The organism is Paenibacillus sp. B46(2026), assembly GCF_056786355.1.
The window spans coordinates 2,430,232-2,455,239 of the sequence record NZ_CM165907.1; the positions used below are offsets into that span (position 1 = coordinate 2,430,232).

Annotated in this window: 25 protein-coding genes; 23 read left to right on the forward strand and 2 right to left on the reverse strand. The window is 45.9% G+C overall.

Going from position 1 to position 25,008, the window contains the following annotated elements; translation table 11 throughout:
* Positions 1-84 precede the first annotated feature (84 nt).
* The 9 genes from trhA to AC1S8V_RS11130 all read left to right on the forward strand — a co-directional run bounded on the left by trhA (position 85) and on the right by AC1S8V_RS11130 (position 6,914).
* Positions 85-732 (forward strand): PAQR family membrane homeostasis protein TrhA, encoded by a 648-nt coding sequence (gene trhA, locus AC1S8V_RS11090; RefSeq protein WP_017689222.1) that lies wholly within the window; start codon positions 85-87, stop codon positions 730-732.
* Positions 733-993: 261 nt separating this feature from the next.
* On the forward strand, positions 994-1,344 hold the full coding sequence (gene ylxM, locus AC1S8V_RS11095) for a YlxM family DNA-binding protein (protein ID WP_482073641.1): 351 nt from the start codon (positions 994-996) through the stop codon (positions 1,342-1,344).
* A gap of 69 nt (positions 1,345-1,413) precedes the next feature.
* On the forward strand, positions 1,414-2,790 hold the full coding sequence (gene ffh, locus AC1S8V_RS11100; RefSeq protein ID WP_482073642.1) for a signal recognition particle protein: 1,377 nt from the start codon (positions 1,414-1,416) through the stop codon (positions 2,788-2,790).
* Between the two features lie 53 nt (positions 2,791-2,843).
* Entirely contained in the window at positions 2,844-3,116 is a 273-nt protein-coding gene (gene rpsP / locus AC1S8V_RS11105; protein ID WP_017689219.1) for a 30S ribosomal protein S16, read from the forward strand.
* 23 nt (positions 3,117-3,139) lie between these two features.
* Positions 3,140-3,370, forward strand: a complete 231-nt coding sequence (locus tag AC1S8V_RS11110; RefSeq protein ID WP_017689218.1) for a KH domain-containing protein — start codon at positions 3,140-3,142, stop codon at positions 3,368-3,370.
* A 301-nt stretch (positions 3,371-3,671) separates the two neighbouring features.
* Entirely contained in the window at positions 3,672-4,184 is a 513-nt protein-coding gene (gene rimM, locus AC1S8V_RS11115) for a ribosome maturation factor RimM (protein ID WP_482073643.1), read from the forward strand.
* 1 nt (position 4,185) lies between these two features.
* Positions 4,186-4,953, forward strand: a complete 768-nt coding sequence (gene trmD / locus AC1S8V_RS11120) for a tRNA (guanosine(37)-N1)-methyltransferase TrmD (RefSeq protein ID WP_482073644.1) — start codon at positions 4,186-4,188, stop codon at positions 4,951-4,953.
* Between the two features lie 188 nt (positions 4,954-5,141).
* Positions 5,142-5,516: a VOC family protein gene (locus tag AC1S8V_RS11125; protein WP_482073645.1), complete on the forward strand. Its 375-nt coding sequence runs from the start codon at positions 5,142-5,144 to the stop codon at positions 5,514-5,516.
* 156 nt (positions 5,517-5,672) lie between these two features.
* The gene (locus AC1S8V_RS11130) at positions 5,673-6,914 is read left to right on the forward strand and encodes a hypothetical protein (RefSeq protein WP_482074457.1); all 1,242 of its coding nucleotides are present in this window, start codon (positions 5,673-5,675) and stop codon (positions 6,912-6,914) included.
* Positions 6,915-6,924: 10 nt separating this feature from the next.
* On the opposite strand, the gene AC1S8V_RS11135 is transcribed toward AC1S8V_RS11130, so the two are convergent.
* Complete coding sequence (locus AC1S8V_RS11135; RefSeq protein WP_482073646.1) at positions 6,925-7,890, reverse strand: polysaccharide deacetylase family protein; 966 nt, start codon at positions 7,888-7,890, stop codon at positions 6,925-6,927.
* A 349-nt stretch (positions 7,891-8,239) separates the two neighbouring features.
* Here AC1S8V_RS11135 and rplS point away from each other — a divergent pair, with 349 nt between their 5' ends.
* The 9 genes from rplS (at position 8,240) to AC1S8V_RS11180 (ending at position 16,215) form a co-directional block, all read left to right on the forward strand.
* The gene (rplS, locus tag AC1S8V_RS11140; protein WP_024630190.1) at positions 8,240-8,581 is read left to right on the forward strand and encodes a 50S ribosomal protein L19; all 342 of its coding nucleotides are present in this window, start codon (positions 8,240-8,242) and stop codon (positions 8,579-8,581) included.
* 486 nt (positions 8,582-9,067) lie between these two features.
* Positions 9,068-9,688, forward strand: coding sequence for a signal peptidase I (gene lepB / locus AC1S8V_RS11145; RefSeq protein ID WP_336765000.1), 621 nt, complete (start codon positions 9,068-9,070; stop codon positions 9,686-9,688).
* 30 nt (positions 9,689-9,718) lie between these two features.
* Positions 9,719-10,582: a ribosome biogenesis GTPase YlqF gene (ylqF, locus tag AC1S8V_RS11150; RefSeq protein WP_036670353.1), complete on the forward strand. Its 864-nt coding sequence runs from the start codon at positions 9,719-9,721 to the stop codon at positions 10,580-10,582.
* Positions 10,583-11,045: 463 nt separating this feature from the next.
* Positions 11,046-11,747 carry a ribonuclease HII gene (gene rnhB / locus AC1S8V_RS11155; RefSeq protein WP_482073647.1) on the forward strand — a complete coding sequence of 234 codons (702 nt, stop codon included), beginning with the start codon at positions 11,046-11,048 and terminating at the stop codon, positions 11,745-11,747.
* A 60-nt stretch (positions 11,748-11,807) separates the two neighbouring features.
* Positions 11,808-13,805, forward strand: a complete 1,998-nt coding sequence (locus AC1S8V_RS11160; RefSeq protein ID WP_482073648.1) for a DNA ligase — start codon at positions 11,808-11,810, stop codon at positions 13,803-13,805.
* On the forward strand, positions 13,802-14,113 hold the full coding sequence (locus tag AC1S8V_RS11165; RefSeq protein WP_336764998.1) for an EscU/YscU/HrcU family type III secretion system export apparatus switch protein: 312 nt from the start codon (positions 13,802-13,804) through the stop codon (positions 14,111-14,113). The genes AC1S8V_RS11160 and AC1S8V_RS11165 overlap by 4 nt, the downstream gene beginning before the upstream one ends.
* The gene (locus tag AC1S8V_RS11170) at positions 14,107-14,505 is read left to right on the forward strand and encodes a YraN family protein (protein WP_482073649.1); all 399 of its coding nucleotides are present in this window, start codon (positions 14,107-14,109) and stop codon (positions 14,503-14,505) included. Before AC1S8V_RS11165 ends, AC1S8V_RS11170 begins: the two co-directional genes overlap by 7 nt.
* A 567-nt stretch (positions 14,506-15,072) precedes the next feature.
* On the forward strand, positions 15,073-15,279 hold the full coding sequence (locus AC1S8V_RS11175) for a carboxypeptidase-like regulatory domain-containing protein (protein ID WP_482074458.1): 207 nt from the start codon (positions 15,073-15,075) through the stop codon (positions 15,277-15,279).
* A gap of 384 nt (positions 15,280-15,663) precedes the next feature.
* On the forward strand, positions 15,664-16,215 hold the full coding sequence (locus AC1S8V_RS11180; RefSeq protein WP_482073650.1) for a nitroreductase family protein: 552 nt from the start codon (positions 15,664-15,666) through the stop codon (positions 16,213-16,215).
* Between the two features lie 235 nt (positions 16,216-16,450).
* Here AC1S8V_RS11180 and AC1S8V_RS11185 read toward each other — a convergent pair whose 3' ends face one another.
* Positions 16,451-18,064, reverse strand: coding sequence for a YifB family Mg chelatase-like AAA ATPase (locus AC1S8V_RS11185; protein WP_482073651.1), 1,614 nt, complete (start codon positions 18,062-18,064; stop codon positions 16,451-16,453).
* Positions 18,065-18,542: 478 nt separating this feature from the next.
* Here AC1S8V_RS11185 and AC1S8V_RS11190 point away from each other — a divergent pair, with 478 nt between their 5' ends.
* The 5 genes from AC1S8V_RS11190 to topA all read left to right on the forward strand — a co-directional run bounded on the left by AC1S8V_RS11190 (position 18,543) and on the right by topA (position 24,975).
* Complete coding sequence (locus tag AC1S8V_RS11190) at positions 18,543-18,998, forward strand: MarR family winged helix-turn-helix transcriptional regulator (protein WP_482073652.1); 456 nt, start codon at positions 18,543-18,545, stop codon at positions 18,996-18,998.
* A 243-nt stretch (positions 18,999-19,241) separates the two neighbouring features.
* Positions 19,242-20,402 (forward strand): ADP-forming succinate--CoA ligase subunit beta, encoded by a 1,161-nt coding sequence (sucC, locus tag AC1S8V_RS11195; RefSeq protein ID WP_036609384.1) that lies wholly within the window; start codon positions 19,242-19,244, stop codon positions 20,400-20,402.
* A gap of 63 nt (positions 20,403-20,465) precedes the next feature.
* The gene (gene sucD / locus AC1S8V_RS11200) at positions 20,466-21,395 is read left to right on the forward strand and encodes a succinate--CoA ligase subunit alpha (protein ID WP_074094556.1); all 930 of its coding nucleotides are present in this window, start codon (positions 20,466-20,468) and stop codon (positions 21,393-21,395) included.
* A 244-nt stretch (positions 21,396-21,639) separates the two neighbouring features.
* Positions 21,640-22,770, forward strand: a complete 1,131-nt coding sequence (gene dprA, locus AC1S8V_RS11205) for a DNA-processing protein DprA (RefSeq protein WP_482073653.1) — start codon at positions 21,640-21,642, stop codon at positions 22,768-22,770.
* Between the two features lie 105 nt (positions 22,771-22,875).
* Complete coding sequence (gene topA / locus AC1S8V_RS11210; RefSeq protein WP_482073654.1) at positions 22,876-24,975, forward strand: type I DNA topoisomerase; 2,100 nt, start codon at positions 22,876-22,878, stop codon at positions 24,973-24,975.
* The last annotated feature ends 33 nt before the right edge of the window (positions 24,976-25,008 follow it).

Here is a 25,008-nt window from a genome sequence, read left to right on the forward strand (position 1 = left end):
AGTGTCACGTGTAATGTCACTGGCAATACGTGTATAATGGGAATAAAGCAGGCAATGCTAAAGGGTTAGAAAGGACGGTTGAAAATGGCCAATACGTATACCTATTCTCGCCGTGAAGAAGTCGCCAATGCGGTGACACATGGCATCGGCGCTGCACTCAGTGTAGCTGCACTGGTGATATTGATTGTATTTTCAAGTATGAAAGGCACGGCCTGGCATGTGGTCAGTTTCACGATCTACGGAATCACCATGCTGCTGCTCTACACGAGCTCTACACTCGTGCATGCATGGAAAGATGGAAAAGTGAAAGATTTATTTGAGATTTTTGACCATTCTTCCATTTATTTGTTTATTGCGGGATCGTACACTCCGCTTTTGTTTATTGCTGTTCGCGGTACACTTGGATGGACCCTGTTCGGTATAATCTGGGGAATCGCATTATTCGGCGTGATCTTTAAGGCATTTTTTACGAAAAAGTTTCTATTCATGTCCACGATTTTCTATATTGCGATGGGCTGGCTCATCGTTATTGCCTGGCAACCGCTTATGGCTGCCATTCCTACAGGCGGCATTGTGCTGCTGGTTGCTGGAGGCCTGATGTATACACTGGGTACGCTGTTTTATGTATGGCGTGGATTTCCGTACCACCATGCGATTTGGCATCTCTTTGTGCTAGCAGGCAGTATTCTTCATTTCTTTATGGTACTGCTGTACCTGACACCACTTCGCTAGAACACCATAAACGGATGCATCTCCACGGACTGAGACGCATTCGTTTTTCTTCTACATAGAGGTGGATCGCAGAGATACAGATAAGATTTGCATGTTGTGAAAAAGGGCATAAACCACCTGTTAAGCATCGAAATAACATATGAGCAGAGCTGTTTTTATTGTGACAAGTATTTTTGCTTGACAACCTGATTTGTTTTAGGTATTATTAGGAACGTTGCAAGAGTGTAAAGTGTTTTTCCTTGACGAAGGGAGTGCCCCGATGTGAGTCAAGAAAATCGGCTTGAGAAGACAAACCGGATTAACTTGCTGTTTGCTTTTTATGAATTGTTACTTACCGAGAAACAGCAGACTTTTCTAAAGTATTACTTTCATGACGATTTTTCACTTGGTGAAATTGCAGCCGAGTTTGAGATCAGCCGCCAGGCGGTATACGAGCATATCAAGCGTGCCGAACAAGTGCTGGAAAATTACGAAAGCAAGCTGGGCTTGCTGGAAAAGCATGAACGGCGTAATCGCAATCTTGAAGATTTGCAAAATGAATTGGAACGCGCAGGCGTCTCCATTGATAACAACAAACAAATACACGATATCGTTGCTCAGCTCAGCGAATGAGAAGATCATAACGGCTGGGCGGAACGTATCGGTCTTGAAAACAGTATTAAAGCTTAAGGAGGTGGGATCATGGCATTTGAAGGATTAACGACCCGATTACAGAATGTGTTCAGCAAGCTGCGCGGCAAAGGCAAGGTGTCTGATGAAGATGTAGCCGAGGCTATGCGCGAGGTACGTCTGGCATTGCTCGAAGCGGATGTAAACTTCAAAGTGGTCAAGGAATTCATCGCCAAGGTGAAAGAGAAGGCTGTTGGCAAAGAAGTGATGGAGAGCTTCACGCCAGGAATGGTCATCATCGACATCGTTAACAAGGAACTAACGGATTTGATGGGTGGAAGCCAGGCGAAACTGGCTAAAGCGAACAAACCGCCTACGGTGCTGATGATGGTTGGTTTGCAGGGTGCTGGTAAAACAACTACATCGGGTAAACTGGCTAAAATGCTGCAAAAGCAAAACAGCAGACCATTGCTTGTTGCAGGCGATATTTATCGTCCGGCAGCGATCAAACAGTTGCAAGTACTTGGCGAGCAGATTAAAGCGCCGGTATTCACACTGGGAGATCAGACAAGCCCTGTGGAGATCGCACGTCAAGGTCTTCAACATGCCAAAGATAACGGTCATGACTATGTCATTATCGATACGGCTGGACGTCTGCATGTCGATGAAGAGCTGATGGAAGAGCTTCGCCAGATTCACAGCGTAGTGAATCCGGATGAAGTACTGCTTGTCGTAGACAGCATGACAGGTCAGGATGCGGTTAACGTAGCAGAACACTTTAACCAGCAGCTTAATCTGACCGGTGTTGTCCTGACTAAGCTGGATGGCGACACACGTGGTGGTGCTGCACTTTCCGTTAAAGCAGTTACGGGTTGTCCAATCAAGTTTGCTTCTCTTGGAGAGAAACTTGACGCTTTGGAGCCATTCCATCCGGAACGTATGGCTTCACGGATTCTCGGTATGGGTGATATGTTATCTCTGATTGAGAAAGCTCAATTAAACATTGATACCGATAAAGCCAAGGAAATGGAACGGAAGATGCGTAATGCAGAATTCACGTTTGAAGATTTCCTGGAGCAGATGGATCAAGTCAAAAAGCTGGGACCAATCGACCAGATCATGGATATGATCCCCGGCATGGGCAAGATGAAACAAGCTAAGGACCTGAAGGTTGATGATAAACAGATGGGCCGGATCGAAGCGATCGTCTACTCTATGACGACGGAAGAGAAACGTAACCCTGACATGATCAACCATAGTCGCCGGAAGCGTATTGCTACCGGAAGTGGAACATCTCTGGCTGAAGTGAATCGTCTGATCAAGCAATTTGATGAGATGCGCCGCATGATGAAACAGTTCTCGGATATGATGGGACCTAAAGGCGGCAAAAATAAAGCGATGAAGCAGCTTAAAGGTATGGGCAAAGGAATGAAGTTTCCTTTCCGTTGATTTAAGCGAAGCTGGATCATATACAGATTTCATTGAAGGAGGTGAATTTTCAAATGGCAGTTCGTATTCGTCTGAAACGTATGGGTGCTCACAAAGCTCCTTTCTACCGCGTAGTGGTATCGGATTCCCGTTCCCCACGTGACGGTCGTTTTATCGAGGAGATCGGTTACTACAACCCGGTTGAACAACCGGCTGTTGTTAAGATCGATGAAGATAAAGCATTGGCATGGCTTCAAAACGGTGCACAAGCATCTGACACTGTCCGCAACTTGCTTAGCAAAGCGGGCGTGATGAAGAAGTTCCACGAGTCTAAATTATCTAAATAAAGTGCTGATTCGGAGGGTCATCTATGGAAGAATTAGTAAGCATAATTGCTAAGGCTTTAGTCGATCATCCGGAAGATGTGACGGTTCGGACGGTTGAGAAAGACCGGCTTGTCGTTTATGAGTTAACTGTTCATCCTGACGATGTCGGGAAGGTAATTGGTAAACAGGGACGAATCGCAAAATCTCTTCGCACGGTCGTCACATCAGCAGCAGTTAAGATGGATAAACGGGTTACCGTTGATATCATATCTTAAAGATATACGAAAGGGGGTTAGGATGCATGTCCTAGCCCCTTTTCGTGCATGCTGAACTTAATAGGTTGGATTAGATATTGAATTAAAATATTTTTGGGTATGAGTGACTTCGGAGCAGTGTAGGGGACGGGATCGATTCTGGAGAAGCGTTAGCGTTCGCCTTTATCACCTCATTTTCACCTTTTAAATTAAGTTCGAAAAATGAGGGGGTAACAGCGATCGAAAGAACGAACCGTCGCCGGAACGACCGTACGAGAGTCGAGTAGCTGTTTAGTTTGATTTAATTTCGTAGGAGGAACGTATGGCAGAGTTTATGAATGTAGGTAAAATCGTTAATACGCATGGAATTCGCGGCGAGGTGAGAATCATGCCTTTGACCGATTTCCCGGAAGTGCGTTTTGCGAAAAATGCAGAGTTGTTTTTCTTTACACCCGATAATCATCCAGTCATGGTTAACGTAGAATCTGCACGTTTGCATAAGAATATGTATATTCTTCGTCTCAAAGAGTATGGCAATATTAATGAAGTAGAGAAGTTTAAAGGCGGCATGGCCAAAGTGTTAAAAGAGAACCTGGCTGAGCTGGAGGAAGGTGAATACTACTTCCATCAAATCGTTGGGTGTTCGGTCATCACCGAAGAGGGTGAAACGCTCGGAACCATCTCTGAAATTTTGACTCCTGGTGCCAATGATGTGTGGGTTGTTAAAACGCCAGCAGGCAAAGAAGTACTGATTCCCGTTATTGATGATGTAGTTCTTGATGTGGACATTGAACAGCAGCAAGTGAAGATTTACCTGATGGAAGGGCTGCTGTAACATGAAAGTGGATGTATTAACGTTATTCCCGGAGATGTTTGATGGTGTGTTTGGAGCAAGCATTCTGGGCAAAGCCCAAACAAAGGGTCTGGTATCCCTCGGTGCAACCAACTTCCGTAATTATGCGACCAATAAACACAACACGGTCGATGATGCCCCTTACGGTGGGGGTGGAGGCATGGTGTTAAAACCAGATCCGATCTTTGCTGCTGTTGAAGATGTGCTGGAGCAACGCGGAGAAGCCGCGGCAACCATGAAAGCTCCACGTATCATTTTAATGTGTCCGCAAGGTGAGACGTTTACACAGAAAAAAGCAGAAGAACTTGTACAGGAAGATCATCTGATTTTTATATGCGGACATTATGAAGGTTACGATGAGCGAATTCGAGAATTTCTCGTGACGGATGAACTATCTATTGGTGATTACGTACTCACTGGTGGGGAGTTGCCTGCTATGGTTGCGATCGACAGCATCGTGCGTCTTATCCCCGGAGTGCTCGGCAATGAGACAAGTGCCGTGACGGATTCCTTCAGCACTGGACTTCTCGAATATCCACACTATACACGTCCACCCGAGTTTAGGGGGATGAAAGTACCGGACATGCTGTTGTCAGGACATCACCTGAACATTGAGGCGTGGCGCAGAGAGCAGTCTTTGCTTCGTACGTTAGAGCGCAGACCAGAGATGTTGGAAACGGCAGACTTGACGGACAAAGAGCGTATTTGGTTGAAAAAGATACGCTCAAACCGTGAAAATAGCACAGAGTAAATATATGCATCGTATAAACACGTAAATATATCTTTTTAGAGAGTTCGAAAAAGCCAAACCTTTTTACTAAAGGGTTGGCTTTTTTGTGTATATTGTAAAGAAAGCTGGATATCCATTGGTTTATTCTATAAAATGGAATTATATTTTAAAACTAAGTTTCATTTAGTGAAACTAAAGGCGGTGTTTGAATGACTTACAATATTTTAGGTCTTGATCATATTCAGCTCGCAGCACCAGAAGGTTGTGAAGCGGAAGCGCGTCATTTTTTCAATAACGTGTTGGGCTGGACGGAGATTCCTAAACCAGAAGCCCTAAGAAAGCGGGGTGGTGTATGGTTTGAGTGTGGCAGACACCAAGTTCATATTGGAGTGCAAAAAGATTTTATTCCCGCTACAAAAGCTCATCCGGCATTTCATGTACAACACTTGGATCATTTGCGTGATCATCTAAAACATAACCATATTCATATTGTTGAGGACGAAGCAAGGATAGATGAAGGTGTAAGGCGCTTTTATATAAATGACCCGTTTGGCAATCGCCTTGAATTTATGGAGTGGCTATAAGTCATAGATTAAAATTGTATTTTTTTGACATGGACACTTTTTTGCAGCTTTGAACATTTTTGCATGAATTCTGAATAGGGTTGTAAAAAGCAGGGGTTTTCTTTATGGTGAACTCAGCTGTAATGGAATGTTAACGATACGCTGAGGAGGAAGATGATGAGCAATCAGCCTTATGAAATCGCCAGAGTCGACATTAAAGAAGCCGGAGAACGGTGTAAAATGCTTTTGGGAGATCTGAATGGGGACGGCAGACTTGAGATGTTGCTGGTGCAAGCAGATGGGGGCATAGACGATCGGTATGTCCCGCATCAGGTATGCTGTTTGACTGCGTTTGATCTGGAAGGGACATTACTATGGCAGGTGGGAACTCCTGATCCGAACGCAGGAGGTCCAGGCTCAGACTATCCCGCTCAGATCGCAGATTGGGATGGTGACGGCCATAATGAAGTATTGTGTGTCATGGACAAACAATTTCTCGTGTTGGATGGCGGGACCGGTGAGATTAAAGAAACACGTGATCTGCCAGGTGATGAAGCACATGACTGCATTATACTCGCCAACCTGACTGGTAATCACGAGAAAATGGACATTATACTGAAAGACCGCTATAAGACGTTATGGGCATTGGACCATGATTTCAATTTATTATGGAAGCATGAAGGGAATCCGGGACATTTCCCATGGGTATATGATATCGATGGAGATGGGAAGGATGAAGTGATGGCTGGATATGACATGCTGGATCATGATGGGACGCTGTTATGGTCTTGTCAGAATCTTGATGATCATGCCGACTGTATATGGTTTGGCGACGTTGACGGTGATGGGGAAGTCGAGGTTGTGATCGGTGGCAGTGTCACGGTCATGATGGACCGCTACGGTAATGAGAAATGGCGGTATGAAGATTCGATTGAATCACAGCATATTGCGCTGGGCTATTTTTGTACTGGGATGGAAGGTTTACAGATTGCAGGGTTGGACCGAATTATTCGAGGTGACGAGAATGGTAAGGATGGAATGTTCATGCTGAATAGCGCAGGGCAAGAAATATGGAAAGAAAATCGCACGACTCGTGGATGGTTAACGATTATAGAGCCTGTAAGTAACTGGGATGAGAGTGAGCTCGATTATATTTTGGCCTATCGCCGAGGTGGAGATGTATTACCTTCTTTGGTAGATGGAGATATGAAAACGGTTACTGAATTCCCGAAAGAGGGATATGCAGTGCATGCAGACCTGGTTCAGACTGGGCAAGAACAGATCATCATCTATGACGGACAGGAAGCAGTGATTTATTCCAGTTCTCCGATGACATTATCACTAACCGATGCAAAAAGAGCCAAGCCACAGCTCAAAAGGCTGTATAGCTCGACTCTCTATCCGGGCGGGGAAGTTTAAAGTCCAGTATTCACTGGTTATTCTCCGATGCAGGCGGCCCGTTCTGCGGACTGGATTCGGACTGAAGCAAGGCCGCCAGCTCAGTACCTGTTGTAACCGTCAAGCGAGGTAGCTTCATGGGATGATCTCCTGGATGCACAAATCCGGACTTTACGGTAAAGGCCATGCGATATCCGTGTTGCTGTAACTTGTAGATCATCTGTGTACTGGTATAACCAAAAGGATAGGCCAGATAAGGTGTGTCTATTCCGCTTTCCTTCATTTGCTGGATATCATTATCCAGAAGACTGGTGTCCAGACCGACAGGCACACTGTTACCACAACGCATAAATCCCTTGTGATGCAGATTATAGGTATGGCTGTTGAATTCAAATACGTCGGTAGCCGCCTGCATCTCTGGCTTAGAGATGAAACTGTTAATGGGTGTGTCAAATACCGAAGGCTGATCCTGAATTTTACTGCCTATAACAAACAGCGATGCGTGAAAATTATATTTCTGAAGCACGGGGTAAGCTAATGTGTAATTGTTCTGGTATCCGTCATCAAAGGTAATTACAATAGACTTCTGTGGTAGGGATATCTTCCCGTTAACATATTGTTCAAGCTGATCCAGTGTAATCGTCGTGTAACCTGCATCATGCAGGTATTTCATATTTTGCTCGAAATCCTCCAGATTAATGATGGATTTATTACCTGTTTCGTGATTGTTAAGCTTGGGCTCTATGTAATGATACATCAGTACAGGAACTTCTGTAGCAGTACCTTGTTCAATCTTGAAGGTAGAACGATCCAGCGCAGATTGGCTGGAGAAATCAGGATGTGAGAGCTGGAACGCTTTGCGTTTGACTATTTCCCAGGATGTACAGGCTTTGTGTGACATGGCATTCGTTGGATGAGTTACTGCATATGCATATAGTGTAATGGAGCATGTGAGCATGACGAGTACGGCAAGTGTGATCTTTTTCCAATATTTCATGAGTCTTATGGTTCTCCTTTAAAGTGGTCAATAAGTTATATCATAGACGATATTTCTTAACGGGAGGTTACAGTATTTTTTCCTGTATCAGGTTGACTTGCAGATGAGAGCGTTGGTTAACGGTCCATATGGGAGAATGTATTTTAAAATGAAGTCAACATGGGATGGATGAGTTTCGGAGCTGTTGATTGAACAATAGGCATTTTATATAATTTCTCTTGTGTTTTGATATGCTGCGTGATACAATAATTCTGTTATGTGGAATACGGCGGTCCTCTATGGATAATGAAGGAGACAAGGTGATCTCTGGAAGAAGTATGAACGCCTGTACGGAAGGAGGGAGTCATAGATGAATATCGTTCAAGCGATTACACAAGAACAACTTCGTAAGGATATTCCGAGTTTTCGTCCTGGTGACACTTTGAAAGTGCACGTTAAGGTAATCGAGGGAACTCGTGAGCGTATCCAATTGTTCGAAGGTGTTGTGATTAAACGCCGTGGTGGTGGAATCAGTGAGACTTTTACAGTTCGTAAAATTTCTTACGGTGTAGGTGTGGAAAGAGCTTTCCCGCTTCATTCCCCAAAAATCGATAGAATCGAAGTGGCTCGCCGTGGTAAAGTGCGTCGTGCGAAGCTTTATTATCTTCGTGAACTACGCGGTAAAGCAGCGAGAATTAAAGAAATTCGTTAATATAACGGATACCGGGAAGGGCTTGGAGACAAGCCCTTTTCGTTTTTGTCCGGGAAAAGTTGAACCGGAGGTACACTTCCGAGTAAAATGGTATGGCAACACATGCGGCGAATAGTCCGGGAGGCTTGTGAAATCAGTTATTGAAGTGCGTGTTCAAAAAGACCGGTTTTCAGTACCGAGGAGATGGGATGAAGCTAGAAATGGAGTAGCGGAGCGTAGGGAACTACGTGAGCAACGGACATTTCGGCTGAATTCCATATACGATGCTGATGATGCCACTAGGCATCCTTCGTAATCAAAAGCGGACTTTTTGAACAACCTCTTGAAGGCATTTGAATTGTGGATTAAATGTACTGTAATGCTTGGTGTAAGATTACATAACTGATGTGAATATTTTGTATCTATCCAATGAGTATGTGGAACGATGCAGAATGCTGGATGTGTGTACTGCTATAAACATGTACTGTGAAGAGAGGAAGATCTTGAATGGAACAAGAAGTTCAACAGGACCGGGGCAATCCTGCCGAAGAGAAAGACAGTCGATCCAAAAAAGCTAAAAATGAGATTGTTGAATGGCTTAAAGCCATCGTTATCGCATTAGTTCTCGTCATTCTGATTCGGTGGTTGCTCTTCAAACCATTTGTTGTGGACGGACCGTCCATGCAGCCGAACTTTGAAACGGGTGAACGTGTGATCGTCAACGAAATCCTATATGATATCAGAGAACCGAAGCGCGGTGAAGTTATCGTCTTCCACGTACCATCCGAAGGTCGGGATTTCATCAAACGTGTTATCGCTGTAGAAGGTGATACGGTTGAGGTGCAGGATGATACGGTGATGGTTAACGGCAAGAAAGTCGATGAAACGTATATCCAAGGAGCCATTGATGCAGCGGAAGCGAATGGTGGAACATATAACGTGAAGGATTTCCCGAATGAGCAGTTCCCTGATGGCAAAGTGCCGGCAGGTCATGTGTTTGTCATGGGAGACAATCGTCCAAATAGTACAGACAGCCGTATGATCGGTTATGTTTCGTTAAAAGATATTATTGGTCGTGCAGATGTTATTTTCTGGCCGATCGGTGAGATTAAGTGGATCAACCACTGAAATTGAAGTAAATAATGAGGTGAAGACAAGGTGACGATACAATGGTTTCCAGGTCATATGACTCGAGCCAGACGCCAGATTCAGGATAAGTTAAAGCTCATCGACGTGGTCATCGAACTATTGGATGCCCGTCTGCCTGTCTCCAGCCGTAATCCGATGATTGACGAAATATTGCTGGATAAACCCCGGATGATTTTGTTGAACAAATCGGATTTGGCAGATGCTAAAGTGACGCAAGAATGGATTGAATATTTCAAAAAAGAAGGAATTACCGCTTTTCCTGTAGATGCTTCGACGGGAACCAATGTTAAAGATATTCCCGTGCAGGCCAAGCTTCTTCTTAAAGAAAAAATTGACCGTCAAATTGCTAAAGGGATTAATCCTCGTGCGGTTCGCGGGTTGATCGTAGGGATTCCCAATGTAGGTAAATCAACACTGATTAACCGACTGGCTGGACGGAGTATTGCGTTAACAGGAGATCGTCCTGGTGTGACGAAGGGGCAACAGTGGATTAAGGTAGGCAAAGAAATGGAGCTATTGGATACTCCGGGTATCCTTTGGCCCAAGTTCGAAGATCAAAATGTAGGTTATCGTCTTGCCGTAACTGGTGCAATCAAAGAGGAAATTCTGAATGCAGAGGATATCGCCTTTTTTGGAATCAGTTACCTGATGCGTTATTACTGGGACGCTCTGGAAGAGAGGTACGGACTTCAGGAGTTCTCCAAGGATGCAGATGATTCAGACAGTGTTATTGCGATTATGGAACAAGTCGGCCGTATCCGTGGTTGTGTGGTAAGCGGTGGACGCATTGATCTGGAAAAGGCATCACGAGCATTTTTGCGTGAACTGCGAGCGGGTAAAATGGGACGTTTTTCTATGGAAGCTCCCTATTAAAAAAATGGACTCTACACGATGAAGATCATTATCTTTATCTGTTCATTTCATATATACAAGTGCCGAAAGAAGCGGCCGTTACCGGATTACCGGGAGCGGTCGTTTTTTTGTGTATACAAACGCGGAAGTAGAGCTGGAATATGCGTCGAAAACGATAAAATGGAAGAGGATTGAAGAACAGTACGCTTTATGGAATTGGCTGACCTATATATCAGGTGCATCTAAATCGTGCTATGATAAATGGTGGTGCAATTTAAATTAGACGAGGTCTGATATATTCAATTTAAACCATCAAATACCGATAAATGAAGACATCACTATCTTTATATTGTAAACCTCAAGGAAAAGTTTTGCTGAGAGAGACAGGTTGTACAGAACAAAAGACAGAGGATCTACGTCTATATTATAAAAAGTTGTAAGTGATACGCATGCTGAAAAAGCGTGGGTAGAGGAGATGAGTGTTATGGTTGAAAATAATGAAGAGATCGGGTTTAATCTACTGGATACCCCGATTGGAACAAAGAAGAAAAAAGAAGCCAGTGAACCTCGAGATCTGTTGCTCTATGAGCGGGAGTATTGGGAAAGTGGATTTGAACGTATTGCTGGTATTGATGAGGTAGGACGGGGCTGTTTGTTTGGGGATGTTGTCGCAGCGGCGGTTATTTTACCGAAGGATCTCATCCTGGAAGGTGTGAATGACTCCAAGAAATTAACGGAGAAAAAACGTGATGCACTATATGACGTCATTATGGAAAAAGCTCTGGCGGTAGGTATCGGGTACGCGGATGCAGAGACAATTGATCGGCTTAACATCAAGCAGGCTGCGAGACTCGCGATGAAACGAGCTGTTGAAGCATTGGGAGAAACTCCTGATTATATGCTGGTGGATGCTGAGAAGGTGGATGTGAATGTACCTCAACTGTCCATCATTAAAGGTGACGCTAATAGTCAATCAATCGCAGCGGCATCTATTATTGCCAAGGTAACGCGAGATCGACTCTGTAAGGAAGAATGGGATACGTTATATCCGGAATATGGTCTGTCGATACATAAAGGATATGCAACAAAAGTTCATCGGGAGCAAATTATGGCATTGGGGGCAACCCCGATGCATCGACGCAGTTTTCTGGGCAACCTGCTTGGAGAGCAGCAATCTTTGTTTTAACACAGGTTTGAAGGAAGGAGGGGGAGAGATTTGAATATCGGTTCCATGATAAAGGGGTTAATGGGAGATAGTAAGCCCGGCAATGCCAAACCGCTTGAATTAAAGGAAGGTCAGGTGGTTCGTGGCTCCGTCGTTAGTGTATCCGATGATGGGGGAGAAGCAGTTCTGCAGATTCAAGGTGTGCAGGTGCGCGCCAAGTTGGAGACTCCACTCCGTCCAGGTGAGACCACGTTGCTTCAAGTGCAACCTCCAGGTGAAAATGGCATAACGGTAATGAAACCTATGTCGGGAACACTTGCTGAGCTGCCACAAGCTTCGCTGAACAACCTGCTTAAGGATGTAGGACTGCCGGATACAAAAGGGAACCGGGAACTGTTACTTGCCATGCAGCGTAGCGGTTTGCCGCTCACGAAGGATAATGTGGCTATGGTCCAGAATATGATGACTGCCAAACCTGCACAGGTCCCTGTGGAAGAATGGGTGCAGGCGACAGGGATTGCTTTTCAGCGTGGTCTTCCGGTTACGGCGGAAACAGTAAAAGGATTACACCAGACGGTGTTTGGCCCCCCTCTGCACCAGTTGTTAAGCGGGTTGGCTGATCAGTTGGAAACGATGCTTACTCAAACAACAGGTAAACCGGTATTGTCTGGAGAACAATCTGCTACGTTGAAACCAGCAGTCATGGCTGGTGCACCTGTAGTACCGAATGCATCACAGACGGAAGAAGGATTGGCTGCATCAGGTAATGGTCGTCAGGTGACTGGAACCGGAACACCTGCTTTGTCAACGCAACAAGGACAAGCGGCATTGGCAGGATCTATATCCATGACGGATGGCGGGGCAGAGCATGCAGGTACTACTGTGAAAGGAAACCTGCAGACCGACGGAGGCACAGTAAATGCTGAAGCCGGGACCAAGGCAGTTGCCAGCAACGTTGAAACGGCTGGCAAAGGGGGCGCGGGTATTCCGTCCGGAACGGGAATACCTGGAGAGAGCCCACGCGGAACTGACGCGGGGCAAGCCGGGAGCCGCCCGGGTACATCAGGGGCGGCTGCAGAATCTGTGGCTGGCCGTGTAAATGCAGGCCAGCCTGAAGCAGGCGCGGCCGGGCGGACTGATGGCCGCGCTGAAACGCCTGCTGCTGCGGGGACTCCGTCCGCAGCAGGCCAGGCGGCGCCAGCAGCGCCTACGGCAGCGCAGCTGGCGCCCAAGCTGCTGGCGCTGCTGGACGCCCTGCGCAGCGCGTCCACTGCCGCACCGGCACAGCCTGGTGCGGCAGCACAGACCGCCCCTGCCGGAGGCGTGCCGCAGCCGTTGCCAGCCGGCGCTGATGCGCCGCCGGCTGGTGGTAGTGCCGCAGCACCTGCGGGAGCTGCGGCAGTGCCCGCGCCTGTCACCCACGAGGGAGACCCGTGGGTGGGGCGCGTGCTGAAGCTGCTCGGTGCGGAGCACGAGCAGCAGGCCGTTCACGGCGCGGCTGCGCAGCCGCGCGTGGGAGATGTGGCGAGTCCGGCGAATGCGGACACGCTGAAGGGTTTGCTGCTGCAACTTGCCAGCAGCGAAGGTGCACCGGCGGCACTGAAGGATGCCGCCGGACAAGCGGTGCAATATCTGACAGGTCAGCAGTTATTGTTAACGACCGATCGCAGTGCTACGTTTGCACAGATGCACTGGTTTATTCCAATCACCGGACCGGACGGGGAAGAAACAGCTTCCGTTCAGATTCAGTCACGCCGGGGTCAACGCGGGGAGCTGGATGCATCCAATTGCCGTCTGTGGTTTGATCTCGACATGAAAAGTCTCGGACCTACGCTGGTTGATGTACATGTGGTTAACAACATTGTCAGTCTGCGTGTCTTGAATGATCGCGAAGGGATGGGGCCGCTCCTGGAGAGCGGACGAGAGGTCATCCATCAGGCATTGGACAAGCTGGGTTATCAACTGCTGACCTTCAAGGCGGAACCGTGGCCTGTGGGGCAGGAAGCGGGCGCGGAACGAAAAACGAGGGCCTCGGACTATAGTCCTGAACGATACAAAGGGGTGGACTTGAAGGTATGAAAGACGAGTCGTCACAACCGGACCTGCTTTCCAAAAAGGCGGTTGCCCTAAAATATGTCCCTGGAGAGAGCGAAGCACCCGTTGTTGTAGCCAAAGGCCGTGGCAAAGTGGCAGAAGCCATTCTGGATAAAGCCAAGGAGAACGGAGTAGCTGTTCAGGAGGATGCAGCTCTTGTGGAAGTGCTCTCCAAGTTGGATCTGGATGAACAGATTCCGGCAGAACTGTATCAACTGGTAGCAGAGGTTCTAACGTATGTCTACCGTGCAGATCGACTGGCTTCGGGACGTGGGGAAGATGAGTCATGGTAGAACGTAGAGTTGGCCAGGAACCTGGAATGAAGCTCACACGACAGCAGAAAGGTCGATTAGGTGAAGAGGCTGCCTGTCGTTGGCTACGAGAGAATGATTATCGGATCATTAGACAGAACTGGCGTTGCCGTAGCGGTGAGATTGACATCATTGCTTCCCGTGAGGGCCTGATTGTCTTTGTAGAAGTAAGAAGCCGAAGTGGAGCCGCTCAGTACGGTACACCTCAGGAATCGGTCGATATGCGTAAAATGCAGCAGGTACGTTCAACCTCATCCGTGTATTTGCAAATGACGGGAGAGACGGATCTTCAGATCCGTTTTGATGTAATCGCCGTGATGCTTAATCAAACAGGTGATGTTGTCTCAGTGAATCACATTGTCAATGCTTTTTAAGATTTGCACTAAAATTTATTGCGCTAATAAAAGTTACGAAATGTATCTTTTATAAGTTCCTGATATATTCTATAGTTTTTCTCAAAGTACAAGTTTATTATGTCTTATCATAGACCCATTTTTGTTTGGTAAACAGTCAATATCTAAAGCCATAGTTCCTCTCTAGACAGGAACTGTGGCTTTTTTTCACTTTAAAGAAATGACCAAACTATGGAAAGAGCGACATAATAAAATCGTTTTATTTCAGAAATTATAAGGTGTAAATTGTATCATCAGTAATAAAATAAGAACGTTGAAAATTAAAATATATTCCGGAATTTCTTATGCAGCCGATCTGTCTACCCCGGCGGTTTCCTGTCCAGGATGCAACAATCAAGTATTCCCTTAGATATCCAGGGGAAGAGACTGAAAAAAGTGTGAAGACAGATGGCTATATGACACATAGGTACCGTAATACCTACTATTTGTCAGGGGAACAGATACTTGTTAATTTCAATCTATATGAACCTTCTGCAATTGTAGGGAGAGACCTTAAAAGTGGATGTTGTTTTGACAGAAGCGGCACACGTGCGGGAGAAAGTTGTAGATGAGGCGGGCAATCCAGTAAGTGGAGCTAAAGTTACTGTCGGAGATTCGACAACAACAGATGCTCAGGGCAATTATTTTATCAAGCGTGTATCTACGAAGAACAGAACTCTCAGCGCTGAATCAACGGGGGAGAATGGAAGAACTATGAAGGGCCCGTCAAGTTTTATGCCCCTGATGTCAAGTTAGTTGAATACTTTAGTACAGATGTTGCAGGTAACCAGGAGAAGTACAATAAAATGGACTTTGTTAAAGGTACATCTGAAGGAGCAGGTTCATATTGATTCATTATTGATGTGATATCCTGTATTTTATAAGATAATAATTTAATTAGACGGCTCCGACTGGATGATCGCCCTTGGTGAATCAGGATTAGGAGTCGTTTTTTCCTATATGCATACGACTGAAGTGGTATCAGCAATTACCCTGTCTTTGAATCTTCTGAACAGAAGAGTGTATAATCAAGAATGTAATCTTATCGTTGTGTCTTTTGATTTATTACCAACACATTGTACTAGGCCGCGAATCACTGTTGCGGTTGCAAATGATTTTATAACCAGGGAGGTACGGCCGATGAGTAAAGCTACGAAAACAACGAATGAAGTCAGAAATGCGATTCAAAATCGTCGCACGGTGAAAAAATTCAAAAAAGAAGCTGTTCCTACACAGCAGATTATAGAGTTGCTGGATACGGCAGTCTGGGCTCCTAACCATAAATTGCGCCAACCTTGGAGATTTTTGTTGTTTACCGGGAATGGGCGGAAGAAACTGACTGAGGCTATTGATGCAGAAATGGGAGAAGACAACAAATTCTCAGCCAATATTTTGCAAGTTCCATCCGTTATGCTTGTTGTTCTGGAGGAAGATCCAAGACAGAATATATGGGACGAAGACTTCGCTGCGGTAAGTGCGTTGGTTCAGAACTTTATGCTTGCAGCCTGGAGTGAAGACATTGGTACGTTCTGGGTGACCAAGCCATTCTTGTACGCTCCCAAATTCCGCAAACCTCTTGGAATAGAGGCGGGTGAGAAGATTGTAGGCATGATTTATATGGGATACCCTGATGTTATTCCTTCAGCCAAAGAACGTACACCAGCGAAGGACAAACTCACTCTTTTCGAATAATATAATATGGTAAAACGCAGCTACACACGAGCTCTATATATTTCAGGAAAATCTACGTACAAGTACCTTTCTTCACAGAAGAGAGGGGCTTGTACGTTTTTTTGCCATGTGGGCTCTGTATTGTAGAATCTGCATGAGATATCCTTACATCCTTCTCGATTTTCCTCTGATGTCTACAGGTTCGAGAGTATTTCACTGCCTTTCGGCAAGCTGGGCTGTTCTTCCTCTACAAGCTTCAAAATAAATTAAGATCCAGTTGACGATACTGAATGGCTTCAGCCACATGAGCTGTCACAATTTCACCATCATGATCCAGATCGGCAATCGTCTGTGCCATCTTGATAATGCGATCATGTGCACGCATGCTCAGGTTTAACGTTTGCAGTGTTTGCTGTAACAGCTGCTCTGCCTCTTGAGGGAGTTGGATTGTACGTCGCAAAAGCGTGCCCGAAAGCTGGCTATTCCAACGGACCGGACTTTGAGCATAACGTGCAGCCTGAATTTGATGAGCGTGGATGACTTTTGTTTGCATTTCCGCAGAGGAAGGGGAAGCAGCTGACTTGCGCCACTCCCCTGGCGGAGGAACCTCAACCTGAAGGTCGATACGGTCCAGCAATGGTCCTGAAATTTTGGCTCGATACGCTGCAACACGAGCGGGACTGCATATGCAGCGCTGCTCCTCTGAATGAGCAGAAAGATACCCGCAGGGACAGGGATTCATGGAACATGCCAGCATGAACTGGGCGGGGAAGGTGAATGCGGCCCGCGCCCGGCTAATCGTCACTGTGCGATCCTCTAATGGCTGTCTTAATACCTCCAGCACTTGGCGCTGGAACTCAGGTAATTCATCCAGAAAGAGTATGCCTCGGTGAGCAAGACTCACTTCACCCGGTTTCGGGATACCGCCGCCTCCAATCAGACCAGAGGTGGATATCGTGTGGTGAGGGGAGCGAAAAGGTCTGTCTGCAATCAGGCCTTGAGGCGCTTCTTTTAACTTGCCTGCAGCACTTAATACTTTGGTTACTTCCAGTGCTTCATCTTCTGACAAAGGCGGAAGGATGGTAGGCAGACGTTTGATTAACATCGTTTTGCCCGTGCCTGGCGGTCCAACGAGCAATATATTATGCATGCCTGCTGCAGCAATCATAAGCGCGCGTTTTACATGGTGCTGCCCGAGAACATCACTATAGTCATCCGTAAATAATGGAGTCTGTCTCGCCCTTTTATCCTGCATACTCTGTGTCTTATCTATTGTAGGAGCAGCGAGGTGAGCATAATTTTTTAATACAACCGGCCCGGCATTGGCTGTATTTTTTGGTATTCCAACCGAACTTGTAGATTGATCTGAATTTTCCGGCGCGAGATCCTGTAAATGACGAACACCAAATACCTGAATACCTCGAATCAGAGACGCTTCCTCCACGTTAACCAAAGGAAGGAGCACGGACGTAAAGCCTTGTTTCTTGGCCAGATCCACCATGGATAAAATACCTGGCACTGACCTGATCGAACCGTCCAATGCCAGCTCGCCAACCACTAATGTCCGTTCGTGGGGAGGAAGTACAAGTTGGCCGCTTGTCATAAGTAATCCAATAGCAATGGCGAGATCAAAGGAAGAGCCTTCCTTGCGCAGATCAGCGGGGGCCAGGTTGATTGTAATCCGCTGTAAAGGATACTGATATCCACAGTTTTTAATAGCAGCACGAACACGTTCTACAGCCTCACGAATGGCTGAATCCGGTAACCCGATGATAGACGTCTGTGGCAGGCCATTGGATAGATCAGTTTCCACCTCGATTAGAACGCCATCAATTCCATACAAACACGCACTGTGCAATTTCCCGTACATAACAAAGAAACACCTCACTCGATTCTTGACTCCGCATAATACGGGCCAGTCTACGAATTAAGGTGCTTCCTCAGCTTCTACTAAGCATTTTATATAAAAGGAATCATGCAGTCAACCTGTCATTATCGCTGTAGTAATTATGTATGATCCCTGAATTTTTATTTTAAAAAGAAATCAGTTAAGTAACTTTTGTGAGAATGGCATCGTATAAACTTGCATTATGGTTAAGAGATTTTGACATGTGAAACCGTAAATCTATTCGATGGATCTTTTGATTATTGCTATTGCATCCTAAGTAAGTGGTAATGTCCATCCGCACCAAAATGAATTGTATACAATCTAATTTAACACAATTAGATGGAAAGGTAAAATCATTTGTGCTCAATTATTCTGTTTTTTTTCTATTTTGTGATAATATAGATCTATAGTTCCTGTGTTATAAGGAATAGAATGCACAATAGGCAGGTGAGAAAGACATATGCAGACTGACAGTTTGAAGCTGGATAACCAATTATGCTTTGCCATATATGCTTGTTCACGTGAGATTACGAAGATGTACCAGCCCTATCTGGAGGTGCTCGGCGTAACGTATTCACAGTATCTGGTTCTTATGGTGTTGTGGGAACGTGAAGAATGCACGGTTAAGGAGATCGGGGAGGCACTATACCTCGATTCGGGAACATTGACACCACTTCTCAAACGTTTGCAGTCAGCAGGACATATTAATCGCGAACGCTCGGCTCAGGATGAACGAAAAGTATTAATTACACTAACCGATTCCGGTCGTGAGCTGCGAAATAAGGCATTGTCCATACCTGCATCCATCCAGGGAGACGCGTGTTTGAATAGCACCGAGTTTGAAGCTTTGCTGGGTCAGTTCAAGGGATTACTGAAAAAAGTCCACGAAACTAACACTAACGCAGCCAAAAAATAATAATGTAGTTTTGCATCGTGGAAACCTTGGCTTTTAGCTGAGGTTTTTCCATATATACCCAAACATTCACAATATGGGATCATACTCATATCAAAATACTGTCTATTAACCATTAATTTTTTAAGGAAAGCGTTTTAAAAACGTGTTACAATGAATTGGGTTTAAGTGAAAATAGTCAACATTTGTCTTTTGTTAGTCTACCAACCCGCCTTGTTGCAGTCATGTTGATAGGAGGATTCGAGAATGAATATCCATGAATATCAAGGAAAAGAAGTACTGAAACAGTATGGAGTTACCGTTCCCAATGGAAAGGTTGCTTATACAGTCGATGAAGCGGTTGCGGCCGCAGAGGCACTGGGCAGTCCGGTGACTGTAGTTAAAGCGCAAATTCACGCAGGTGGCCGGGGTAAAGCCGGCGGCGTAAAAGTGGCGAAGAGCACAGATGAAGTTCGTGCCTATGCTTCCGAAATTCTCGGTAAAGTATTGGTGACACACCAGACTGGACCAGAAGGTAAAGAAGTGAAACGTCTTCTGATTGAAGAAGGATGCGATATCCGCAAAGAGTATTATGTGGGTGTTGTTGTGGACCGTGCCACAGGTCGTGTCGTTATGATGGCTTCCGAAGAAGGTGGTACTGAGATTGAAGAAGTAGCTGAAGCTACACCTGAGAAAATTTTCAAAGAAATCATTGACCCTGCTATTGGGTTGCAAGTGTTCCAGGCGCGTAAACTGGCTTACAGCATTAAGATTCCTAATGAACTTGTGAACAAAGCTGTTAAGTTCATGCTCGCGTTGTACACAGCTTTTGTCGAAAAAGATTGCTCCATTGCCGAGATCAATCCTCTCGTTGTTACCGGAGATGGAAACGTTATCGCATTGGACGCGAAGTTGAACTTTGACTCCAACGCCCTGTTCCGTCACAAAGACATTTTGGAACTGCGTGACCTGGATGAAGAGGATGAAAAAGAAATCGAAGCTTCCAAATACGACCTCAGCTACATAGCACTTGATGGCAACATCGGCTGTATGGTCAATGGTGCGGGACTTGCGATGGCAACGATGGACATTATCAAATACTACGGTGGAGACCCCGCCAACTTCCTTGACGTTGGGGGCGGTGCAACAACAGAGAAGGTGACTGAAGCATTTAAGATCATTTTGTCTGATGCTAAAGTAGCCGGGATCTTTGTTAACATTTTCGGTGGCATTATGCGCTGTGATGTTATCGCCAACGGTGTTGTTGAAGCAGCGAAGCAGCTTGGTCTGACCAAACCACTGGTTGTTCGTCTTGAAGGAACTAACGTGGAACTTGGTAAACGTATTTTGGGTGAATCTGGCCTGAATATCGTTCCTGCCGATTCCATGGCCGATGGTGCACAGAAAATTGTTGCCCTCGTAAAATAAGTTCATTCCTTGGTACCGGAGCTGTCCGGGAACTGAAAAATAACCGTAAGGATGTGAAGCAACGTGAGTATTTTGATTGATAAAAATACAAAAGTCATTACGCAAGGCATTACGGGTTCAACGGGAATGTTCCACACGAAGGGCGCATTGGACTACGGAACCCAGATGGTAGGCGGAGTTACACCGGGTAAAGGCGGAACCAATGTGGATATTACGCTGGAAGACGGTACAGTAGCCAGTCTGCCAGTGTTCAACACTGTGCAGGAAGCGAAGGAAGCTACAGGCGCAACAGCGAGCGTCATTTACGTTCCTCCGGCATTTGCAGCAGATTCCATTATGGAAGCTGTTGACGCAGAGCTGGACCTCGTAATCTGTATTACAGAAGGTATTCCGGTTCTTGACATGATCAAGGTTGACCGCTTCATGGAAGGTAAAGATACCGTCCTGATCGGACCGAACTGTCCAGGTGTCATTACACCAGGCGAATGTAAAATCGGTATTATGCCTGGTTATATCCATATGGCAGGGCATGTGGGCGTTGTTTCCCGTAGTGGAACACTTACCTATGAAGCCGTTCATCAACTGACGACGCGTGGCATTGGACAATCTTCTGCAGTTGGAATCGGGGGAGACCCTGTAAAAGGCTCCGAATTCATTGATATCCTGAAACGGTTCAATGAAGACCCACAGACTCATGCGGTCATTATGATTGGTGAGATCGGTGGTACTGCTGAAGAGGATGCTGCAGATTGGGTACGTGAGAACATGACCAAACCGGTTGTTGGCTTTATCGGTGGCGTTACAGCACCTCCAGGCAAACGGATGGGCCATGCTGGCGCTATTATCTCTGGCGGTAAAGGTACAGCCAAAGAGAAAATTGCGAAGCTGGAATCATGTGGGATCAAAGTAGCACCAACGCCTGCTGAGATGGGCTCGACTTTGGTGAGTGTACTTGAAGAGCGTGGTATTTTGAATTTGTGCACGACACATTAATTCTTTTTCGTTATAATAGAAGAAACGGCTCGGAAATGATTTATTTCTGGTAGACCGACTATTATGGTTACGGAAAAGGTAAGCAACCTTTTGTCCTTGAACAGGGCGAAGGGTTGCTTTTTTGCGTTTTTTTAACGTGAAAAGGGAGAGAAATTGCTTCTCATCTGCGCAAACGCTTGCATTCCGTGATCACATAACACACAATATGAGGGAAGATCTCTTCCCGCTCTGGGAGGCATATGGTATGGAAGAAAGATGGATCTTGTTTGGGTTGCATGAGATGGAGGGCATTGGCAAGAAAACAATCTCGAAACTGATTCTGGGACAACATGAATTACCCGATCTCTTGAATTATGGGGAAAGCGACTGGGTCGCAGCAGGCTTGCGCAAAGATCAAGCTGCACGTTTGACTAGTCAATTTACTATCGACTGGATAGAGAGTAAAAGAGAACACGTTTACAATCAGGGGATAGAGGTTATTACTTATCTGGATCAGAATTATCCCATATTAATGAAGGAAACCGTTCAGCCTCCCTGGGTAATGTATGCTCGCGGGGATGTTAGTTTGTTACACAACTCGTCTATTGCAATGGTGGGAACTCGTATGCCGACCGTGTATGGGCGCAAAGTTGGAGAGAAGCTGGCAGAGCAATTATGCAGTGCAGGACTGACGATCGTAAGTGGGCTTGCCCGAGGTATTGATAGCGTATGTCATGAGGCAGTATTACGTGCCAAAGGAAAAACCATTGCTGTATTCGGAACAGGGATCGATAATATATATCCACCCGAAAATACTAGCCTTGCCGAGCGAATCGCTGAGACGGGTTTGCTTTTATCGGAATATCCACCCGGTACGCGTGCCCGTCAAGGACTATTTCCGGAACGGAATCGAATTATTGCCGGCCTAACGTTGGGAACATTGGTCGTAGAAGCTGACATTCGCAGTGGTTCACTCATTACAGCAGATGCTGCGCTTGAAGCAGGAAGGGATGTATTTGCAGTCCCTGGACCTATTACATCGCCGAAGAGTCGGGGAGCACACAACCTTATCCGTCAAGGTGCCAAATTGGTGACTTGTGTAGCAGACATTTTGGAAGAGTATCGTTTGGGCTTGCCAAATGCAGAACAACTTCCTTACAATAGAGGACGTTCGACAGAAACACCTGAACCTTCCGGGCGAGGGATATTCGCTGAGGTGAAGCTCTCTCCAGATGAACAACACGTGATTTATCTGTTGGAACAGGGAGAGCAGTCATTGGATCAACTGGTTGAGCTGCTTGGTTGGGATTTTGGACATTTGCATTCAGTTCTGTTATCTTTAATCATAAAAAAGCAGATTAGCCAATTACCAGGCACTAAATACGCGAGGGTATGACGATGCTGCAACCTACGCAGTGTGTGGAAATATATAATTAGCAGAAGTTATTAACTATGCATAAGCTTACAGAAACAGTTTCATGACTGAGAGGAGGATGAACCTATGGCGGATGCACTCGTAATCGTGGAGTCGCCCTCAAAGGCGAAGACGATAGGCAAATATTTAGGCAGCAAGTTCATCGTGAAAGCTTCGATGGGACATGTTCGCGATTTGCCAAAGAGTCAGATCGGCGTTGAGGTGGAGAATGATTTTAATCCGAAATATATTACGATCCGCGGCAAAGGTTCAATTTTGAAAGAACTGAAGGATGCACGAAAGAAAGTGAAAAAAGTGTATCTCGCAGCTGACCCGGATCGCGAAGGCGAGGCTATCGCATGGCATTTGGCCCATGCCCTTGAATTGGACGAGACGGCAGATTGCCGGGTGGTATTTAATGAAATTACAAAACAGGCGGTCAAAGATGCGTTCAAAACGCCGCGGAAAATCAATATGGATTTGGTCAACGCGCAGCAGGCAAGACGTATTCTGGATCGGCTCGTTGGATATAAGATTAGTCCATTATTATGGAAAAAAGTTAAAAAAGGCTTGTCCGCTGGTCGTGTTCAGTCCGTGGCTGTCAAAATCATTTTAGATCGTGAAAATGAAATTGATGATTTTGAGCCGGAAGAATACTGGAGCATTACCGCCAAACTGACAGCAGACGGCAATCCGTTTGAAGCCAAGTTTCATAAATTGAACGGTGCCAAAACAGAGCTGGGCAGTGAAGCGGAAGTGCAAGCGATCCTGAAACAGATCGAAGGTGCAGACTTTACGATCAAGGAAGTCAAAGAGAAGGAACGGAGTCGGAACCCTTCCGCCCCGTTTACGACGAGTTCTTTGCAACAGGAAGCAGCACGTAAATTGAATTTTAGAGCTTCCAAGACGATGTCGGTCGCACAACAGCTGTATGAAGGCGTAGACCTTGGAAAAGAAGGCACAGTAGGTCTCATCACGTATATGCGTACAGACTCCACACGAATTGCGGCATCTGCACAAGAAGAAGCCAAAGAATATATTGTAGGCAAGTACGGGGAAACATTTGCACCTGAGACACCGCGAAACTATTCCAAAAAAGCAGCTAATGCTCAGGATGCGCATGAAGCAATTCGTCCAACATCAATCCTGCGTGATCCTGATTCAATCAAATCATTCATGAGTCGCGATCAGTTCCGGTTGTATAAACTGGTTTGGGAACGTTTTATAGCGAGCCAGATGTCTTCGGCTATCCTCGATACGCTCTCTGTAGATATTGCTGCGGGGGACACGATTTTCCGTGCAGCAGGTTCGAAGGTGCGGTTTCAAGGTTTCATGAAGGTGTACGTTGAAGGAAACGACGATGGTACAACCGAAGAAGATCGTCTGCTGCCTCCGCTGAAAAGTGGAGATGTGCTTGAGAAGCAGGAGATTGAGCCGAAACAACATTTTACCCAACCGCCACCACGATATACGGAGGCTAGGCTGGTTAAGACACTTGAGGAACTGGGTATAGGGCGTCCGAGTACATATGCGCCAACGCTGGAGACTATTCAGAAGCGCGGATATGTTGCAATTGAGGAAAAGAAATTCATGCCGACCGAGCTGGGTGAACTGGTCATCGAACAGATGGAAGAGTTTTTCCCGGAAATCCTGAATGTGGAGTTTACCGCGAACATGGAAGGTGATCTTGACCATGTGGAGGAAGGTTCCGAGGATTGGGTAAAAGTACTCGCAGAATTCTACGAATCTTTTGAGAAACGGCTTGAGTTTGCGGAAGAAGAAATGAAAGAAATCGAGATTGAAGACGAAGTATCAGATGAGATCTGTGAGAAGTGCGGCAAACCGCTTGTTTATAAACTCGGACGTTTTGGCAAGTTTCTTGCGTGCTCTGGCTTCCCTGATTGCCGGAATACCAAACCGATTATCAAGGATATCGGCGTAACTTGTCCGAAGTGTAAGGAAGGTCATGTTGTTGAACGTCGCAGCAAAAAAGGACGTGTTTTCTACGGGTGTGACAAATATCCTGAATGTGATTTTGTCTCATGGGACAGACCTTCAGCCAAACCATGTCCAAGTTGCGGATCTTTAATGATTGAAAAACGGAACAAAAAGGGAACACGATTGCAGTGTACATCGTGTGATCATCAGGAGCCGGTGGATGAACCGGATGACGAATCAGCGGATTAGTATATATGTGAATCAATTTTAGTGAGTTATGAA

Bases quoted from the DNA above. Each gene is read 5' to 3' on its own strand.
- trhA (WP_017689222.1), top strand. From the start codon at position 85: ATGGCCAATACGTATACCTATTCTCGCCGTGAAGAAGTCGCCAATGCG.
- ffh (WP_482073642.1), top strand. From the start codon at position 1,414: ATGGCATTTGAAGGATTAACGACCCGATTACAGAATGTGTTCAGCAAG.
- rpsP (WP_017689219.1), top strand. From the start codon at position 2,844: ATGGCAGTTCGTATTCGTCTGAAACGTATGGGTGCTCACAAAGCTCCT.
- AC1S8V_RS11110 (WP_017689218.1), top strand. From the start codon at position 3,140: ATGGAAGAATTAGTAAGCATAATTGCTAAGGCTTTAGTCGATCATCCG.
- rimM (WP_482073643.1), top strand. From the start codon at position 3,672: ATGGCAGAGTTTATGAATGTAGGTAAAATCGTTAATACGCATGGAATT.
- trmD (WP_482073644.1), top strand. From the start codon at position 4,186: ATGAAAGTGGATGTATTAACGTTATTCCCGGAGATGTTTGATGGTGTG.
- AC1S8V_RS11125 (WP_482073645.1), top strand. From the start codon at position 5,142: ATGACTTACAATATTTTAGGTCTTGATCATATTCAGCTCGCAGCACCA.
- AC1S8V_RS11130 (WP_482074457.1), top strand. From the start codon at position 5,673: ATGAGCAATCAGCCTTATGAAATCGCCAGAGTCGACATTAAAGAAGCC.
- AC1S8V_RS11135 (WP_482073646.1), bottom strand. From the start codon at position 7,890: ATGAAATATTGGAAAAAGATCACACTTGCCGTACTCGTCATGCTCACA.
- rplS (WP_024630190.1), top strand. From the start codon at position 8,240: ATGAATATCGTTCAAGCGATTACACAAGAACAACTTCGTAAGGATATT.
- lepB (WP_336765000.1), top strand. From the start codon at position 9,068: ATGGAACAAGAAGTTCAACAGGACCGGGGCAATCCTGCCGAAGAGAAA.
- rnhB (WP_482073647.1), top strand. From the start codon at position 11,046: ATGGTTGAAAATAATGAAGAGATCGGGTTTAATCTACTGGATACCCCG.
- AC1S8V_RS11160 (WP_482073648.1), top strand. From the start codon at position 11,808: ATGGGAGATAGTAAGCCCGGCAATGCCAAACCGCTTGAATTAAAGGAA.
- AC1S8V_RS11165 (WP_336764998.1), top strand. From the start codon at position 13,802: ATGAAAGACGAGTCGTCACAACCGGACCTGCTTTCCAAAAAGGCGGTT.
- AC1S8V_RS11170 (WP_482073649.1), top strand. From the start codon at position 14,107: ATGGTAGAACGTAGAGTTGGCCAGGAACCTGGAATGAAGCTCACACGA.
- AC1S8V_RS11180 (WP_482073650.1), top strand. From the start codon at position 15,664: ATGAGTAAAGCTACGAAAACAACGAATGAAGTCAGAAATGCGATTCAA.
- AC1S8V_RS11185 (WP_482073651.1), bottom strand. From the start codon at position 18,064: ATGTACGGGAAATTGCACAGTGCGTGTTTGTATGGAATTGATGGCGTT.
- AC1S8V_RS11190 (WP_482073652.1), top strand. From the start codon at position 18,543: ATGCAGACTGACAGTTTGAAGCTGGATAACCAATTATGCTTTGCCATA.
- sucC (WP_036609384.1), top strand. From the start codon at position 19,242: ATGAATATCCATGAATATCAAGGAAAAGAAGTACTGAAACAGTATGGA.
- dprA (WP_482073653.1), top strand. From the start codon at position 21,640: ATGGAAGAAAGATGGATCTTGTTTGGGTTGCATGAGATGGAGGGCATT.
- topA (WP_482073654.1), top strand. From the start codon at position 22,876: ATGGCGGATGCACTCGTAATCGTGGAGTCGCCCTCAAAGGCGAAGACG.